This is a genomic window from Leucobacter sp. BZR 635 (genome assembly GCF_048061935.2).
GTDB lineage: Bacteria > Actinomycetota > Actinomycetes > Actinomycetales > Microbacteriaceae > Leucobacter.
The window spans coordinates 16148-31847 of the sequence record NZ_JBLUNZ020000049.1 but is presented as its reverse complement, the minus strand read 5'-3'; the positions used below and the strand labels follow the sequence as shown (position 1 = coordinate 31847).

Here is a 15700-nt window from a genome sequence, read left to right as displayed (position 1 = left end):
TCGCATCTCACGTCGGTATGGTTCGCGCGAACAACCAGGATTCCGGGTACGCCGGGGATCATCTGTTCCTGGTTGCCGACGGTATGGGCGGCCATGCCGGCGGCGACGTGGCATCTGCGCTCGTGACGCGCGACCTCGCGAAGCTTGATGAGTCGCCACGCGGCACCCCAGAGCAGTCTGCTGAACGGCTGCGCCGGGCGCTCCTCACCGCGAACACGATGCTTCGCGACACGGTCAAGGAGCACCACGAGCTTGCCGGCCTTGGCACCACGTTCGTCGGTTTCCTCACCGTCGGTGAACAGCTCGCGCTCGCCCACATCGGCGACTCCCGTCTCTATCTGTTCCGCGACGGCGAGCTGCGGCAGATCACGAAGGATCACACCTTCGTACAGCGCCTCGTCGACAGTGGCAGGATCACCGAGGAGGAGGCGCAGTACCACCCGCGCCGCTCGGTGCTCATGCGCGTGCTCGGAGACGTCGAGTCCTCACCCGAGATCGACACGATGGTGCTCGATACTCGCCCAGACGACATCTGGCTGCTCTGCTCCGACGGTCTCTGCGGCTACGTCGGCGACGACGACATCGAGAAGATTCTGCGCCGCCGCCGCTCGCTGCAGGGAGCCGTCGACGACCTCATCGATAAGAGCCTCTCGCACGGCGCACCCGACAACGTGACGGTCGTGCTCGTCGAGCGCACGCCAACGGCCGAACTTGAGCACGAAGACCTCTATGCGCCGGCCTCGGCGCAGCGCCCGGGTGACACCCTCGAAATCGGTGGTCGACTGTTCGAAGACGACGACCCCGTTGCGGTGCCGGCCGACGATGAGGCCGAAGTTCAGGGCGCCAAGAACCCGCGCTTCGTCGGCTCCGCGGCGAACGCGCCGCAGCTGCGCGACGGCACGACGAACACCGGGCGCACCCGCCTGGCCAACCGCCGCCGCATCCGACGTCTCCCGGCAGTCGAAGAGAGCCACTTTGAGGCCCGCGCAGACGAGTACCTCGCCGAGCTGCTCGCCGAGACGCGTCGCGCTAACCGCCGCCGCAGGGCGATGTGGTTGCTCGGAGTGGTTGCGGTGCTCGCCGCGCTGGGTGGCGCGCTGTTGTTTGGCTACCAGTGGACCCAGACTCGATATTTTGTGGGCACCGACGGCGACACCGTGATTATTTATCAGGGCGTGAACCAAGACCTTGGCTCGCTCTCGCTCTACTCCGTCGCGGAAGACACCGGTATCCCGCTCGACGCGCTTGACGGTCTAGAGCGGCGCACGATCCAACGCACCCTTGGCGCGAGCTCGCTCCAGGAGGCGCGTGAGATCGTTGTCAGACTCGGGAGCGTGCCAGATGCCTAACCGGTCGAAGAAGACAGAGCCTCGCTCGTTCGAGAAAAACCGTACGAGCGAGACGGTGCTGCAGCGGATCACTGCGATCCGGGCGCCGCGGAAGCTGCGCACGCTCGAGACTGCGCTGCTGATTTTTGCGCTTGCGGTCGGCATTGCTGCGGTCGTCATTATCGACCTCACGCTGAACCAGAAGCTCACCTCCACGCTGCTTCCCACCGCGATCCCGTTCATGATCGCGGTTTTCGGCCTGCACTTCTTGGTCAGGCGGATCGCCCCGGATGCTGACCCGCTGATCATGCCGATCGCGGTGATGCTCAACTCCATTGGCGTCGCGATGATCTATCGGATCGACCTCGCATACGGGTACACCGGCTGGAACGCGACGAGCGTCAGGCAGCTGCTCTGGTCGACGATCGCGATCGCTGTCGCGGCTGCGGTGCTGCTCGTCGTGAAGAACCACCTCGTGCTGTACCGCTACACGTACCTCTTCGGGCTCGGCGCACTTGTGTTGCTGCTGCTGCCGATGCTGCCGTTCATCGGGCACGAGGAGTGGGGCGCACGGGTCTGGATCAAGCTCGGCAGCTTCTCGTTCCAGCCCGGTGAGATTGCAAAGATCTTCCTGGCGATCTTCTTCGCCGGCTATCTCGTGCGCAACCGCGACGCGTTGTCGATGGTGGGCAAGAAGTTCATGGGGATCCGATTCCCGCGAGGCCGCGACCTCGGCCCGCTGCTCGCCTTCTGGCTCGTGGCAATGGCGGTGCTCGTCTTCCAGCGCGATCTCGGCACCTCGCTGCTCTACTTCGGGCTGTTCCTGTCGATGCTGTATCTCGCGACCGGCCGCATCGGCTGGGTCATCCTCGGTGTCGGGCTGTTCCTCGTCGGCGGGATCGCCGCGAGCCAGACGCTGTCGTACGTGCAGCGCCGCTTCGCGAACTGGCTCGATCCGTTCGCTGACCCCTTCGATACGGGGCAGCAAATGGTGCAGGGGCTCTTCGGAATGGCGAACGGCGGCATGACGGGCACTGGCCTCGGCCAGGGCTACCCGCAAGACACCCCGGTCGCCCAGAGTGACTACATTTTCCCGAGCATCGGTGAGGAGCTGGGCCTCATCGGCCTGTTCGTGGTTCTTGCGGCCTACCTGCTGCTCGTGGGGCGCGCACTGCGCATCGGCTTCGCCGGGCAGGACGACTTCGGCAAGCTGCTCGCGTCGGGCCTCGGATTCGCAATCGCACTGCAGGTGTTCGTCGTGGTCGGTGGCGTCACGCGGGTGATCCCGCTCACTGGCCTCACCGCGCCGTTCCTCGCCGCGGGTGGCTCGTCGCTGGTCTCGAACTGGATCATCGTCGTGCTCCTGCTCTTGCTGTCGAACTCGGTGCGCAACCGTCCGAAGTTGGTGATCCGCTCATGAACAAACAACTGAAGTTCCTGTCACGCACGGTGTTCGCGATGTTCCTACTGCTGTTCTTCTCGGTCACGATGATCCAGTTCGTGAGCGCTGACGAGTTGCGCGCGAACCCGCTCAACCAGCGCACCATCAAGAACGGCTACAAGGTCGAGCGTGGCTCGATCCTCGTGGGCGGCGACCCGATCGCCTTCTCCACACCGACTAACGACACCTTCCGCTACCTGCGCAGCTACGACCCCGGGGCACTCTACGCACCAGTCACCGGGTACTACTCGCGCCAGCAGGGCATGACCGGGCTCGAATCGGCGATGAACAAGGAGCTGTCTGGCAGCGCCGACGCGCAGTTCTTCACGCGGATCATGAACACCATCAACGGCGTGAAGCCGCAGGGCAGCTCGATCGATACGACGATTGACGCCTCCGTTCAGCAGGCCGCGTACGACGCGATGCAGGAGTTCGCCTTCGAGGGCGCGGTCGTCGCGATCGAGCCCAAGACCGGCAGGATCCTCGCGCTCGTATCGACCCCAAGCTACGATCCAAACCTGCTCTCCTCGAACGACGACAGCGAGATCATCGCGAACTACGAGGCGCTCGGTGCCGAGGAGATGCAGCCGCTCGTGAACCGGGCTATCGGAGGCGACCTCTACCACCCGGGGTCGGTCTACAAGCTCGTGACCGCGTCTGCCGCTATCGAGAGTGGGGCAGCAACGCCCACCACCGAGTTCGATAACCCCGCGAGCATGACCCTGCCGCAGTCGAGCACGGTCATGCGAAACTCTGACAAGCAGACCTGTGGGTCGGGGGCCAAGGCAACGCTGGAGACCTCGATTATCTACTCCTGCAACATCCCGATCGCTGAGATGGCGATGGGGATGGATGACGACGCCGTACCGAAGATGGCGCGCGCGTTCGGCTTCGAGCAGGATCTTGGGATTCCAGTGGAGGTCACCCCGAGCGTCGCCCCGGCGCCACTCGATAAGGCGCAGGTCGCGATGTCATCAATCGGTCAGCTCGACGTCCGCACCACCCCGCTGCAGGTCGCCATGGTGTCGGCGGCAATCGCAAACGGCGGCAAGCTGATGTCACCGCAACTGGTGGACCGCGTCATTACCCCGGATCTGCGAGTCGAGCAGGAGGTCAAGCCGGAGCTTATGAATGAGCCCATTTCGGCGAAGACCGCTGAGGCCGTTGCTGGGATGATGGAGAAGGGCGTGTCCGACCCAACTGGCTTCGCACGCCTCTCGGCGATCGACGGGGTCCGTGTCGCAGGAAAGACCGGAACGGCACAAACCGGTCTTGACGCCAACGGGAATGATCTTCCCTATACGCTTTGGTATACAGGCTTTGCGCCAGTTGACGATCCGAAGGTGTCCGTCGCTGTCGTCATCGCCAACGGGGGCGGATCAAATTTTGATTTTCAGGGCGGGTCGTACGACCTCCCTACAGTTGTAGGAAAACGAGTCATGGAAGCGGTGTTGAACGGATGAGACCAGCAGCAGGGATCACATTCGGCGGGCGCTACGAGCTGAGCTCCCGCATCGCCGTCGGCGGCATGGGTGAGGTCTGGAAGGCGAGCGACAGCATTATCGGTCGCACCGTCGCCATCAAGATCCTCAAAGACGAGTACATGGGCGACCCGGGCTTCCTCGAGCGGTTCCGAGCCGAGGCTCGGCACGCAGCGCTCGTGAACCATGAGGGCATTGCCAACGTCTTTGATTACGGCGAAGAGCAGGGCTCTGCCTACATCGTGATGGAGCTCGTGCCCGGAGAGCCGCTGTCAGCGATTGTCGACCGCGAGGGCCGGCTTCCGGCAAACCGCGTGCTCGGCATTGTCGCGCAGACCGCGACCTCGCTGCAGGCGGCACACGACGCGGGTCTCGTGCACCGCGACATCAAGCCGGGCAACCTCCTCATCACCCCCGAGGGTCGCGTGAAGATCACCGACTTCGGCATCGCGCGCATTGCCGACCAGGTTCCGCTCACCGCCACCGGGCAGGTTATGGGCACCGTCCAGTACCTCGCGCCTGAGCAGGCGAGCGGTCATGCGGCGACGCCGTCGACCGACATCTACTCGCTCGGAATCGTTGCCTACGAGTGCCTTGCAGGCAAGCGTCCGTTCACCGGTGAGTCGCAGGTCGCGATCGCGATGGCGCAGATCAACGATTCCCCGCCCGAGCTTCCGGCCGACGTGCCGGAGGCAGTGCGCAACCTCGTCATGTCGTGCCTCTCGAAGGATGCCGCTGGCCGGCCTGAATCGGCTGTGAAGCTTGCGCAGGCAGCAGCGGCGCTGCACCGCGGCAACGTCGAACTTGCCGCGAGCTACGTCCCGCAGGTGCGGGGTGAAGCAGCCGATCCGACCGCGACGGTCGTCATGCCGCAAACGCCGGGCTCAGATGCCGCCACCACCGCGCTCCCGCGCACCGTGGCGACGGCGCCCGCCGTGACCGCACCGGGTGACGGCGCCGATGACGCGCTGCCCCCCGAGGACGAGAAGAAGCGAAACCGCTGGAAGTGGCCGCTGATCACTCTCCTCGCGCTGCTGCTGCTCATCGGCGGCGGCACCGCGTTCGCTCTGCTCAGCAACAACGACAAGGCACCCGTCGAGACCGCGACGACACCCCCGAAGCCGAAGCCGAGCACGACGAAGCCTTCGACTGAAAAGCCGACGCCACCACCGCCAGTCACCACCGCGACGATTGAAGAGGGCCAGGTCGTCGGCCGCAGCTTCGACGAAGCAGTGGCATACCTGAATGGTCTCGGTTTCTCGAACATCACTCCGAAGGACGGCTCCGCCGTTCCAGACGATCAGGTCGGCCTCGTGTCCGCCGTCTCCCCGTCGGGGAAGGCCGAGTTCAACGAGCTCGTCACACTCACCGTGAACGTCGCCTACGGGTCGGCTGCGGCACCGTCAGCGCCCACAGCGTCGAACGCGACGGTGAAGGTGGGCGACCCAATCGTGCTCCAGGGCTTCCACGGGCAGTGCCCGGCCGGTATGACCATCGGCGCCTTCGAGGTGCAGCTCAGCGATTCCTCGCTCGCGCAGCTCACGACGAACGCGAGTGCGAGCGGCGTGACGCTGAAGGCAACGGCCGAGGGCAAGCTCGACGTGACCTACAGCTACCGGTGTGAAGCACCGCAGCAAACGCGGGATTCCGAGGTATCTGCACCCGTCAGCATCACGATTCAGCCACAAGCTCCCGTGGAAGAAGAAGAAAGCTAGTCATGTGAGCCTTTGGTCAGGGGCCTAGGCAATAGACTTTGTGACAGTTGTGTCGGTAGGTGCGGAAGAGGTGAACATGTCGGAAGCCACTGGCGAGTCGAACTCGCGAGTGCTTGGCGGTCGATACGCCATTGGCGAGTTCATTGGTCAGGGCGGCATGGCCACCGTGTACCGCGGAACCGATATCAAGCTTGGCCGCCAGGTCGCGATCAAGGTGATGAAGTCCGAGCTTTCGGGCGACGAGCAGTTTCGCGCGCGTTTCCGCCAGGAGGCCCAGTCTGCCTCCCGCATGGCGCACCCGACGATCGTGCGGGTCTTCGATGCCGGAGACGACCTCATCCAGACCGCAGAGGGCGCAAAGCGACTCCCGTTCATCGTGATGGAGTACGTCGAGGGCACCAACCTGCGACAGTTCATCGAGGAAAACGAGCTTTCGCAGGCCGAGGCCGCGCGAATCGTCGCCTCAGTGCTCACCGCGCTTGAGTACTCGCACCGCGCAGGAGTTGTGCACCGCGACATCAAGCCCGCGAACATCATGATCACCAAGTCTGGCCAGGTGAAGGTCATGGACTTCGGAATCGCCCGCGCGGTCTCCGAAACCTCCTCCACCCTGCAGCAGACCACCGCCATCCTCGGCACCGCCGCGTACTTCTCACCGGAGCAGGCCAAGGGCGAGACCGTCGACGCGCGTACCGACCTGTACTCGACAGCGGTGCTGCTCTACGAACTCCTCGCACGCGACGTGCCGTTCCGCGGGGACACCGCGGTTGCGGTCGCGTACCAGCATGTGAGCGAGCGCCCGCAGCCACCGAGCGAGCGCAACCCCGAGGTTTCGCCTGAGCTCGACAGGGTCGTGCTCTACGGGCTCGGGAAGGACCGCGCACGCAGGTTTCAGACCGCCGCTGAATTCCGTGACGCCCTCGGCGTTGCGGCGAGCGGCACGATGCCAGATCTGCCCCGCTACGAAGCGCAGAACACCGTCTTGTTCTCGGCCGGCGAAGAGGTCTCAGAGTCCGACCTCGCCCTCCGCCAGCTCGCAGAGGGCGGCGGCAGTCGCACTCAGAGCCGTCCACCAGTCATGTGGACCTGGGCGGCGATTCTGACAATTGCGGCGATCGTCATTGCCGTGGTCTTCTGGCTCATGAACATGGTGCCGCAAGAGATTTCACCTTCGGGCACCCGCGAGGTTCCCGACTTTGAGAACACGACCCGTGCTGAGGCGCTGAAGACCCTCGATGAGCTCGACCTCACCGCGATCCAGGTCGAACAGACCGATGGCAAGGTGGAGAATGACCACGTCATCTCCTCTGACCCCGAGGCCGGCACCAGCGTGGCCGTCGGTGACGAGGTCACGCTGTACATTTCTACCGGCCCCGCGCCGGTGATTGTCCCTGAGTTTGCCGGGAAGTCACAGAACGCCTACACGGAGGCGCTCGAAGAGCTCGGCCTCTCCGTCGGCAAGGTGAACTCGAAAGACGACCCGGTAGCGCCCGACGGTCGCGTGCTTGGAATCTCGCCCGAGGCTGGCTCCAAGATCGCGCCGGGCGAGTCGGTCACCCTCACGGTGGCAACCGGCAAGGTCGACATCCCCGATGTTCTCAACCAGCCCCTCGACATGGCGCAGAACGCGCTCAGCGGCCTCGGTCTTGATCTCAAGATTGACGCGCAGCTCGTGTCTGCAACGGGCTGTGTCTATAACGAGCAACACCTCGTGACCAGCCAGTCGCTGGTTGGGCCGAACCCCCAGGGCTCGCAGCTCTGGATCAGTTTCTGCACCGGCTAGCGAGCCCGCCGTGCTGCGGTGAGCTGCGGTGCCGCGACACCGCAGGTCACCGCTACGAGTCGGTCGTGATGAGCGGCGACAGCGTTGCGGCGATCTCCGCTGCGTTTTCGAGACCCGCGACCCGCAGCCAGTTGCCGAGCTGCCGGTAGCCGCCCTCGGTGAGCACCGACTCTGGGTGGTACTGCACGCCGAAGATGGGGAGCTCGCGGTGCTTCAACGCCATGACGATCCCGCTATCGGTCTCCGCCGTGACGACGAGGCTCTCAGGGATGGTGCTGCGCACCACCGCAAGTGAGTGGTACCGCGTCGCGGCGAAGTCCTGGGCCACGCCGGCGAAGAACACATCGTCAGAGTGGCGCACACGCGAGATCTTCCCGTGCATCAGCTCGGGCGCGTGGGTGACCGTTGCCCCCAGGGCCTCAGCGATTGCCTGGTGACCGAGGCAGACGCCGAGCAGTGGAACACCCTGCCTGAGCGCAATTCCCACCATGGCGATTGAGAGTCCCGCGTCTGCTGGCGTGCCGGGCCCGGGCGAAATGAGCACAGCGTCGAACTCCCGCACGAGCTGCTCGAGTTCACCGGCCGTGACCGCGTCGTTGCGAATCACGCGTGTTTCGGCACCGAGCTGCTGCAGATAGCCGTTCAGCGTGTAGACAAAGCTGTCGTAGTTGTCGATGACTAAGACCCGGGTCATGATCCCACCGTCGATTCCTGCTCGGGGAGCACCTCAAGTACCCATGGATAGACGTAGGTGATGAGCGCCCAGACAAGCGCGACAGCGGCTGCGAGCAGCACAATCACCCGGAACCATGCGGGGCCCGGGAAGAATCTCCAAATGAGAGAGAACACTAGGCCTGACCCCCCGTAATCGCCGGATTCAGTTCGATGAGCTCCGCGGGCGGGCCGTCGGAGCGTGGTTGGAAGTCTTCGAAGAGCGCGTACGCGATCGCGCGTTCGTCGGTTCCCCAGTTCTTCGGGTGGCACGTGGTGAGCGTGAGCACCTGGTCGGTCGGGAGTATCCCCTCCATGCGGGGGAACGAGTTGAGCACTTCGCCCTCGGTCGGCCAAACATACTCGAGCGAGCGGAAGCGGTAGGTGTACCAGCCGTCTGCCGTCTCGAAGAACAGGGGATCGCCCACGCGGAGATTCATGACCTCCTTGAACGGGGTGATGTACCCGCCGGAGCGGTGCGCTGCGATCGCGAAGTTTCCGGCCTCGCCAGGCATCGCACTATCTGGGTATCTGCCGATGCCCTTGTCGTCGTAGTTCAGCGTCTCCCACCAGCCCGTGCCCTCGCCAACGCGGTTGGCAAACGTGGTGCCGAAGGCGGGCACGTGGAGCGTACCGAAGACCTCACCGATCGCGGGGCGCTCGGGCACCGGCACCGTTCCGTCAAAGGGAGGGCGCTCGGCTGCCTGCGCATCCCATGCGGCAGAGTCAGTCTGCGTGAGCTCGACCTGCTTGCCGGTAACAACGAAGCCTGTGTGCCAGGGCTGCCACACGATATACCCGAACACGGCGAGGCCGCCGACGATGAGTAGCTCACCCAGAACAGTGAGTGGACTCAGTCGCGCACGGCGCCGACGGCGGCGGGGTGAGGATGCATCGTTCATTTGTAGCCATTCTAGGACGATCACACTGGGCACGGGCTACGAACTAGGTAGACTGTGAGCATGGCAGCAGCTGGAAAAGAAGTGAGCAAGCGCAACGCGGCAGAAGTCGCGGCACGACGCGAGCAGAAGGAAGCCGCCCGGAAGGACGCACCCAACCCGGTGTGGTTCAAGCCGGTGATGTTTGGCTTCATGCTCCTCGGACTCGTTTGGATTGTCCTGTTCTACATCACGAGCTCGAACCTGCAGCTCCCGATCCCGCAGTTGGGTCAGGCGAACATCTTCGTCGGCTTCGGGTTCGTGCTCATCGGGTTCCTGATGACGCCGTGGTGGAAGTAATCCACAGGCAGAGGCGAACTACACCGGTGTAACTCTCCCCAGGTGTGCACAACCCTGTGGATAACTTTTCACAGGCAGACACCTTGGTTTTCGGTGTCGTGAGGCGGCTTGACTGCGCAATTTTGGCCGTGCCGTTGAGCAGAAACGCAGCGCAGCGACGCAGCATACACAAATGGCGCGGGTGGCAATCGCCACCCGCGCCATTTGTGCTGCCGCCTCACAGTCAGAGCCCACAGGCTCCGCCACCGGGTACTCGCGCTAGAGCGGGGACATCACCAGGAAGGCGCAGGAGAGCACGATGAGGAGCACACCGAGCACGGTGAGCCCGATGATCTGTCGTGTCTTCAGGCGTGGTCCACGGGTCTGCACGATGATCCACATTGCGAGTGCGCCGACGATCATGCCGCCGAGATGCGCTTGCCACGAGATGTTCGCTCCGGGCATGAAGCCAATGCCGAAGTTAATGGCGAGCAACACCAGGAGCGATGAGACGTTGACGTTCATCGACCGGAACGCGACGACGGTTGCCGCGAGCACACCGAAGATCGCGCCCGAGGCGCCAACCGTCGGCGTGAAGAGGCCCGTCGTATCTGCGTAGCCCCAGAGCATGACGCCCAGCGAACCGCCAATGCCGGCGAAGATGTACAGCACCAAGAAGCGCCACTTACCGATCATCTGTTCAAGATTGCGCCCAAACATATACAGGGCAAGCATGTTGAACAGAATGTGTGGCAAGAACCCCACCGAGTGCGTGAACATCACCGTGAGCATGCGCCACGGCTGGAACTCGGCGTTGAGATAGGCGCCGTCCGGGTAGCCGGGCAGCACGCCCGGGCCGACCTGGTGGACGCCGTCTGCGAGCGAGTAGCTTGGCACGTACCAGAGCGAGGTGGTGACCCCGTCAGAGCCAAAGTGCCGGCTCAGCAGCTGCAGCACAAACACGACGACGTTGATCGCGATGATCGACATCGTCACCGGGTAATCCAGCGCGGCGAGGCGCCGGCCAGCGACCCGAGCTGAGCGACCTACGCGCGCGGCCCCCTTGGGGCCCTTGCTCGTCTGCTTCACACAGTCTCGGCACAGCACACCGACGGGCGACTCAATCTGGCATTCCGCACAGATAGTTCGCCCGCAGCGCTGGCACAGCGTGAAACTCTGTCGCCCGGGGTGGCGGTAGCAGACATCGCTCTCGCCATACTCTGCCCGCTCCCCAAAGCTCGGGCCACTCGACACCAAGGTTAGACCGTAACGATGTCGACGCCAGTCATCACGACGTCTTCGACGGGGCGATCAGCTGCGCCGGTCTGCACTGCAGAGATGATGTCAACGACGGCCTTCGACTCGTCGTTTGCAACCTCACCGAAGATGGTGTGCTTGCCGTTGAGCCAGTCCGGAGCGATCGTGGTGATGAAGAACTGCGAGCCGTTCGTGCCAGCCATGCGACCGGTCATGTCCGGGCGCTTGCCAGCGTTTGCCATAGCGAGCTGGTAGGGAGCGTTGAAGGTGAGCTCCGGGTGGATCTCATCGTCGAAGTTGTAGCCGGGGCCGCCGGTGCCGGTGCCGGTGGGGTCGCCACCCTGAATCATGAAGTTCGGGATGATGCGGTGGAAGATCACACCGTCGTAGAATCCCTTCTCTGCGAGGTCAACGAAGTTCTTCACCGTCTTCGGGGCATGGTCACCAAAGAGGTTGATAACGATGTCGCCGTGGTTGGTGTGGATGGTCGCTACTGCGGTGTGAATGGTCATGTCATAAGTGTACGGTGTAGCGTGGGAAGCCAAGTGGGCGCGTCCCGTGCTACTTGAAGGAGGATCCGAATGAAACTCTCACGCAAGCGGCGTCGCGAGCTCCGTGGCCTGCGCTCTGACGCTCAGGAACTGCTGGATCAGCAGTTGTTTGTGCTCGGAAATGCAGGCGCGGTAATCAAGGACGCCGGACACCAGGCCAGGCTGCTGAGCGACGAGCACGTCGCTCCCCGCGTGGATCAGGCCGTCGACCGTGTGCGTCCAGTGGTGGATCGTGGCGTCGCCTCGGCCCGCAATGCCGCACGCACGGTGAAGCGGGCAACCGCGCCCGCCGTTGCGAGCGCTCTCGCGTCGACGATCCGCACGCTCGATGAGATCGAGAACCCGAAGGCTGCCGCTCAGGTGCGCGACTTCGGTGTGCGCACCGGGTACCTCGAGCCTGTGAAGAAGAAGCGCAACGTCGGTGGCATCATCGCCATCACCCTCGGTGCCGTCGCCGCTGTCGGCGTTGGCTACGCCCTGTGGCAGGCGTTCCGCACCGACGACGAACTCTGGGTCGCGCCAGAAGGCTAAGCGTCTCCGGGCTTTGTCCCGGAACGGCTAGCGCCGCGAGACCTTGAGCGACCAGAGCTTGAGCGCGCGGCGCTAGCCTTTGGCGTGCCGCCGCCCGGCGTTGCGCCGCCCTGCGAGTCATCGCCCTTCGGCGTCTCGCGTCTCGGGGCCTCACGCTTTGGCGCCTCACGTTTCGGTGCGCCGCCAGATTTCGCGCTGCCCGATTTTGCCGCGCCAGAGCCCTTGCCGCCGCCGGAACGCCCCTGGCCGCCCCGCCCCGATCCGCCGCCCCGCCGTGAAATTCCGGCCAGGCGCAGCCCGGTCTGCACGAGCGACAGCGTCTTCAGCGAACCCACGTCCTTGAGTGACACCCAGCGCGCCTCGTCGGAAGAACCGTCGATCTCGTGCTGCAGCGGACCATCTTGCACGGTTGCCCGGTAGACGATCCGAATAGTGTGCAGTTCGGGGTCGCTCCCCTCGGGTACTTCTTCGCGCACCATCACGCGAGAATCCACCCCGAGCAGCCTGCCGACGCGCGCGTTCAGCCCGGTTTCCTCGAGCACCTCACGAACGACCGCGTCCTTCGGATCCTCGCCGGCATCAAGCCCGCCTCCGGGGAGCGTCCAGCCGTGCAGGTGCCCGCGTCGCCAGTGAGTGAGCAGGATCTTGCCGCGGCGCTCAATGACCGCGTATGCGGCTACCCGTAGATCCATACAGTGAGCCTACCGCGCAGCTCAGTCGAGCGCCCTGCGCCACCCCCGGCTCCAGCGCTCGAGCCGCGCATACGCGTCTGCACGCGGCTCGGGGGCAGACATGAAGATGTCGTGCAGGGCACCGTCGATGCGTTCCAGCGTCACCGAGGGGCCCAGGCGGAGTGCGGCCCGTGAAATATCGTCGACGTCGAGCACCGAATCTGCGCGTGTGAGCTCGTCGCTCCAGCGCGCCGGCAACGCCGAGCGTTGTGAGAGCAGCACGCACACGGGCACGTCGATGTGGAGGCCGCGGTAGACGAGGTCGTGGCCGGCGAGGATCGCACGCAGCCAGCCATTGTGCACCGGATGGCTCTTCTCAGGCTTCCACTCGGTGTTAATGCGCGCGACGTCGGCCTTCGGCCCGACCTCCTGCAGCGCGCGCGCATAGAAACCGTAATCAAGTTGCGGAATGCCCTCGAGTGGGCTGTATCGTGCCCCCAGGTTCACAATTGGGGCGATGACCTGGCGCCCGCGTGACGACAGCTGCAGCTCAAGCCACGGACTGTTCAGCACGAGCGCATCAGCAACTCCCGGGTTGCGGTTCGCCCAAAGACAGAGCACGAGGCCGCCAGTGGAATGCCCGAGCAGCACAAGCTTGCGCTCGGTCTTGCTTGCGGGTGCGGAGGCGCGCATCTCGGCAAGCGCGAACTCGATCTCGTCGTCGTACTCGCCGAGGTCCCCGATGTATCCGGGGGTCTGCCCCGGCCGGAGGCTTCTGCCGTACCGCCTGAGATCGAGCGCAAAGAACCTGGCGCCCCGATCGGTCCAGAATTTGGCGAGGTCGGTCTGAAAGAAGTAGTCGGACCAGCCGTGCACGTACAGCACGTCGACGTCTTCGAAGTCGCGGTCTCTCCCAGAGATGCGCTCCCAGAGCGAGCGCGAACTGGGCAGCGAGCGCACGAGCGTCGCGACGAGCTGCCTGGCGTGCAACGGGCCCTCGGCTTGCTCGGCAGAGGGATCCCCGAAGCCCGGGTCGTCGTCGGCTCCGAGTTCGAATGTCAGGCATTCGAAGCCGTCCCCAAGCACATCGGGCCCCCACTGCATCATGCAGCTAGTCTATGAGCGCGCGGCGACTTTGGCACGGAATACGCCAGGTCGTAACGGGCCACTCACCGCCTCGAGCGCACCGCGGTCGTCGAGGTCACGAGCACGTTACTCAGGACCACGAGGGCGATTCCGAGGATCTCGTTCAGCGCAAGCTGCTGGCCCAGGATGATGAGCCCCACGAGGGCTGCCCAGACCGGGTGCATACTCTGCAGCGTGCTGAATAGGCCCTGCGGGAGCAGCCGGAGGGCGATGATGTCGATGGAGAACGGCAAGACGGACGAGGCAAGCCCGCAGAGCACTGCGAGGCCAAGCGCCCAGAGGGGCGGCGGGTGCTGCGCGAACCAGGCGAGAGAGATCGGGATCCAGATGACGCCCGAGATGAGGCTCGCAATCGCCGTGCCTTGCACGCCGGGCAACCGCTGGCCGATGCGTCGGTTCAGCAGGATGTACGCCGCCCAGGCCCCCGCAGAGACGAGGCCGATCGCTACCCCGAGCAGGTCTGACGTCGGGCCGGGGTTCACGAGCACCACGACTCCGACCACGGCGAGCAGCCCGCCGACGAGATCGACCAGTCGACGCGCGCTGAGGATCACGAGCGCGAGCGGCCCCAGGAATTCGAGCGTGATAGCGAGGCCAAGCCCGAGGCGGTCGATCGCGATGTAGACCGTCGTGTTCATGATGCTGAAGACGAGCGCGAGCGCCGTGACCATGATCCAGTCCGCGCGGCGGAGCGTGCGGAACTTCGGTCGCCCGAGCGGCACGAGCACCGCGGCCGCCACGAGCTGGCGCACCGCGACAACTCCGATCGGGCCGATGGCTGGGAACGCGAGCGCGCCCGTGGCCGCTCCGAGCTGGTTACCGAGCGATGCGACCTGGGTGAGCCCCACTCCGCGGCCGAACGAGGCGCGCGCCGGCGCTCCCGCTATGGCGGGCTGCGTGGGGATGCTCTGGGTGGTCACGGCTCCACCCTAAGACCAAATCTGGGATTCGTATTGTGCAAGTGACGCGCCTTCCATACGATTTAGGTATGGAATGGTCGCTTCGGGAAATGCGGTGTTTCGTGGCCGCCGCCACGCTCGGCACCATCACCGATGCTGCTCTTGAACTCCATGTCTCGCAGGCCTCCGCGTCGCGCTCCATAGCGAGCCTCGAACGTGCTCTGGGGCAGCGTGTTCTCCGGCGCGGCCGCCACGGCTGCGAGCCCACGGCGTTCGGAGAGGCGCTACTCCCCCAGGCCCGCCGGTTACTCGCCCAGGTGGACACCGTAAATACCCTCGCCGAACGCGAGCACGACCGGTTACGACTCGGATACGCCTGGTCTGCGCTGGGCTCCCACACCACCGCGCTACTGCGAGCTTGGCGCGAAGAGCACCCCGACATCGAGCTGCACTTCGAACAGCACGGCACCCAAACCTCCGGGCTCGCTGAGGGGCGCTGCGACGTCGCCATCATGCGCAGCCCTCCCGATGCCGCGCGGTTCTCAAGCGCTGTCATCGGCCTCGAGCGACGGTACGCCGTGTTCTCAGCAGACGACGCGCTCTGGGCAAGGCGTCGTACGCTCCGAATGCGCGAGTTCGCCGGGCGTACGGTCGCTGCCGAACCCCGCTCGGGCACGACGAAGCGGGAGCTCTGGGACGGCGGCCCGGCCCCCGCGGATTTTATCGCCGTCGCCGACACCGAGGACTGGCTGAATACGCTCTCCACCGGAGAGGCCGTTGGAGTATCAGCGGAGGCAACGGCCGTGCATCACGCCCGCAGCGGCATCAGGTTTATCCCCATCACCGATGCCCCGCGGATCGCGGTACGCCTCGTGTGGTGGCGCGACGAAGCGCCCACGGGGATCGAGGCACTCGTCGCGCTCGCGACCCGGCTCTACGCGCGCACCGAACGAGGCTAGGCGGCACCGC

At 64.9% G+C, this 15700-nt stretch carries 16 protein-coding genes; 8 read left to right on the top strand and 8 right to left on the bottom strand.

Going from position 1 to position 15700, the window contains the following annotated elements; genetic code table 11:
- The first annotated feature begins 17 nt into the window (after positions 1 to 17).
- The 5 genes from ACI1US_RS10295 to pknB all read left to right on the top strand — a co-directional run bounded on the left by ACI1US_RS10295 (position 18) and on the right by pknB (position 7748).
- The gene (locus tag ACI1US_RS10295; RefSeq protein WP_416550002.1) at positions 18 to 1349 is read left to right on the top strand and encodes a PP2C family protein-serine/threonine phosphatase; all 1332 of its coding nucleotides are present in this window, start codon (positions 18 to 20) and stop codon (positions 1347 to 1349) included.
- Complete coding sequence (locus ACI1US_RS10290) at positions 1342 to 2748, top strand: FtsW/RodA/SpoVE family cell cycle protein (RefSeq protein WP_416549998.1); 1407 nt, start codon at positions 1342 to 1344, stop codon at positions 2746 to 2748. Before ACI1US_RS10295 ends, ACI1US_RS10290 begins: the two co-directional genes overlap by 8 nt.
- The gene (locus ACI1US_RS10285; protein ID WP_416549997.1) at positions 2745 to 4232 is read left to right on the top strand and encodes a peptidoglycan D,D-transpeptidase FtsI family protein; all 1488 of its coding nucleotides are present in this window, start codon (positions 2745 to 2747) and stop codon (positions 4230 to 4232) included. Before ACI1US_RS10290 ends, ACI1US_RS10285 begins: the two co-directional genes overlap by 4 nt.
- A complete protein-coding gene (locus tag ACI1US_RS10280; protein ID WP_461640203.1) occupies positions 4229 to 5965 on the top strand; it encodes a Stk1 family PASTA domain-containing Ser/Thr kinase in 1737 nt (578 codons plus the stop codon). Before ACI1US_RS10285 ends, ACI1US_RS10280 begins: the two co-directional genes overlap by 4 nt.
- A 76-nt stretch (positions 5966 to 6041) precedes the next feature.
- On the top strand, positions 6042 to 7748 hold the full coding sequence (gene pknB / locus ACI1US_RS10275) for a Stk1 family PASTA domain-containing Ser/Thr kinase (RefSeq protein ID WP_461640201.1): 1707 nt from the start codon (positions 6042 to 6044) through the stop codon (positions 7746 to 7748).
- 52 nt (positions 7749 to 7800) lie between these two features.
- On the opposite strand, the gene ACI1US_RS10270 is transcribed toward pknB, so the two are convergent.
- The 3 genes from ACI1US_RS10270 to ACI1US_RS10260 are packed head-to-tail and all read right to left on the bottom strand — an operon-like array spanning position 7801 to position 9361.
- Positions 7801 to 8442, bottom strand: coding sequence for an anthranilate synthase component II (locus ACI1US_RS10270; protein WP_461640199.1), 642 nt, complete (start codon positions 8440 to 8442; stop codon positions 7801 to 7803).
- The gene (locus tag ACI1US_RS10265; RefSeq protein WP_461640197.1) at positions 8439 to 8597 is read right to left on the bottom strand and encodes a hypothetical protein; all 159 of its coding nucleotides are present in this window, start codon (positions 8595 to 8597) and stop codon (positions 8439 to 8441) included. Before ACI1US_RS10265 ends, ACI1US_RS10270 begins: the two co-directional genes overlap by 4 nt.
- On the bottom strand, positions 8597 to 9361 hold the full coding sequence (locus ACI1US_RS10260) for a class E sortase (protein WP_461640195.1): 765 nt from the start codon (positions 9359 to 9361) through the stop codon (positions 8597 to 8599). The genes ACI1US_RS10265 and ACI1US_RS10260 overlap by 1 nt, the downstream gene beginning before the upstream one ends.
- A gap of 60 nt (positions 9362 to 9421) precedes the next feature.
- On the opposite strand from ACI1US_RS10260, the gene ACI1US_RS10255 reads away from it, so the two are divergent.
- A complete protein-coding gene (locus tag ACI1US_RS10255) occupies positions 9422 to 9697 on the top strand; it encodes a cell division protein CrgA (RefSeq protein WP_461640193.1) in 276 nt (91 codons plus the stop codon).
- A gap of 258 nt (positions 9698 to 9955) precedes the next feature.
- Here the strand turns inward: ACI1US_RS10255 and ACI1US_RS10250 are convergent, their stop codons facing one another.
- Together ACI1US_RS10250 and ACI1US_RS10245 are read right to left on the bottom strand one after the other, a co-directional pair.
- Positions 9956 to 10765, bottom strand: a complete 810-nt coding sequence (locus tag ACI1US_RS10250; RefSeq protein WP_461640191.1) for a rhomboid family intramembrane serine protease — start codon at positions 10763 to 10765, stop codon at positions 9956 to 9958.
- A gap of 170 nt (positions 10766 to 10935) precedes the next feature.
- Positions 10936 to 11445, bottom strand: a complete 510-nt coding sequence (locus ACI1US_RS10245; protein ID WP_416549994.1) for a peptidylprolyl isomerase — start codon at positions 11443 to 11445, stop codon at positions 10936 to 10938.
- Between the two features lie 69 nt (positions 11446 to 11514).
- Between ACI1US_RS10245 and ACI1US_RS10240 the strand changes: the two genes are divergently transcribed.
- Positions 11515 to 12015 (top strand): DUF5324 family protein, encoded by a 501-nt coding sequence (locus tag ACI1US_RS10240; protein WP_416549993.1) that lies wholly within the window; start codon positions 11515 to 11517, stop codon positions 12013 to 12015.
- Here ACI1US_RS10240 and ACI1US_RS10235 read toward each other — a convergent pair.
- The 3 genes from ACI1US_RS10235 to ACI1US_RS10225 form a co-directional block, all read right to left on the bottom strand.
- Complete coding sequence (locus tag ACI1US_RS10235; protein WP_461640188.1) at positions 12012 to 12707, bottom strand: NUDIX hydrolase; 696 nt, start codon at positions 12705 to 12707, stop codon at positions 12012 to 12014. The two genes, ACI1US_RS10240 and ACI1US_RS10235, sit on opposite strands and share 4 nt — an antisense overlap.
- Positions 12708 to 12728: 21 nt before the next feature.
- The gene (locus ACI1US_RS10230; protein WP_461640186.1) at positions 12729 to 13793 is read right to left on the bottom strand and encodes an alpha/beta hydrolase; all 1065 of its coding nucleotides are present in this window, start codon (positions 13791 to 13793) and stop codon (positions 12729 to 12731) included.
- A 62-nt stretch (positions 13794 to 13855) separates the two neighbouring features.
- The gene (locus ACI1US_RS10225) at positions 13856 to 14752 is read right to left on the bottom strand and encodes an EamA family transporter (protein ID WP_461640184.1); all 897 of its coding nucleotides are present in this window, start codon (positions 14750 to 14752) and stop codon (positions 13856 to 13858) included.
- A gap of 68 nt (positions 14753 to 14820) precedes the next feature.
- Here ACI1US_RS10225 and ACI1US_RS10220 point away from each other — a divergent pair, with 68 nt between their 5' ends.
- Entirely contained in the window at positions 14821 to 15690 is an 870-nt protein-coding gene (locus ACI1US_RS10220; RefSeq protein ID WP_461640182.1) for a LysR family transcriptional regulator, read from the top strand.
- Positions 15691 to 15700 lie beyond the last annotated feature (10 nt).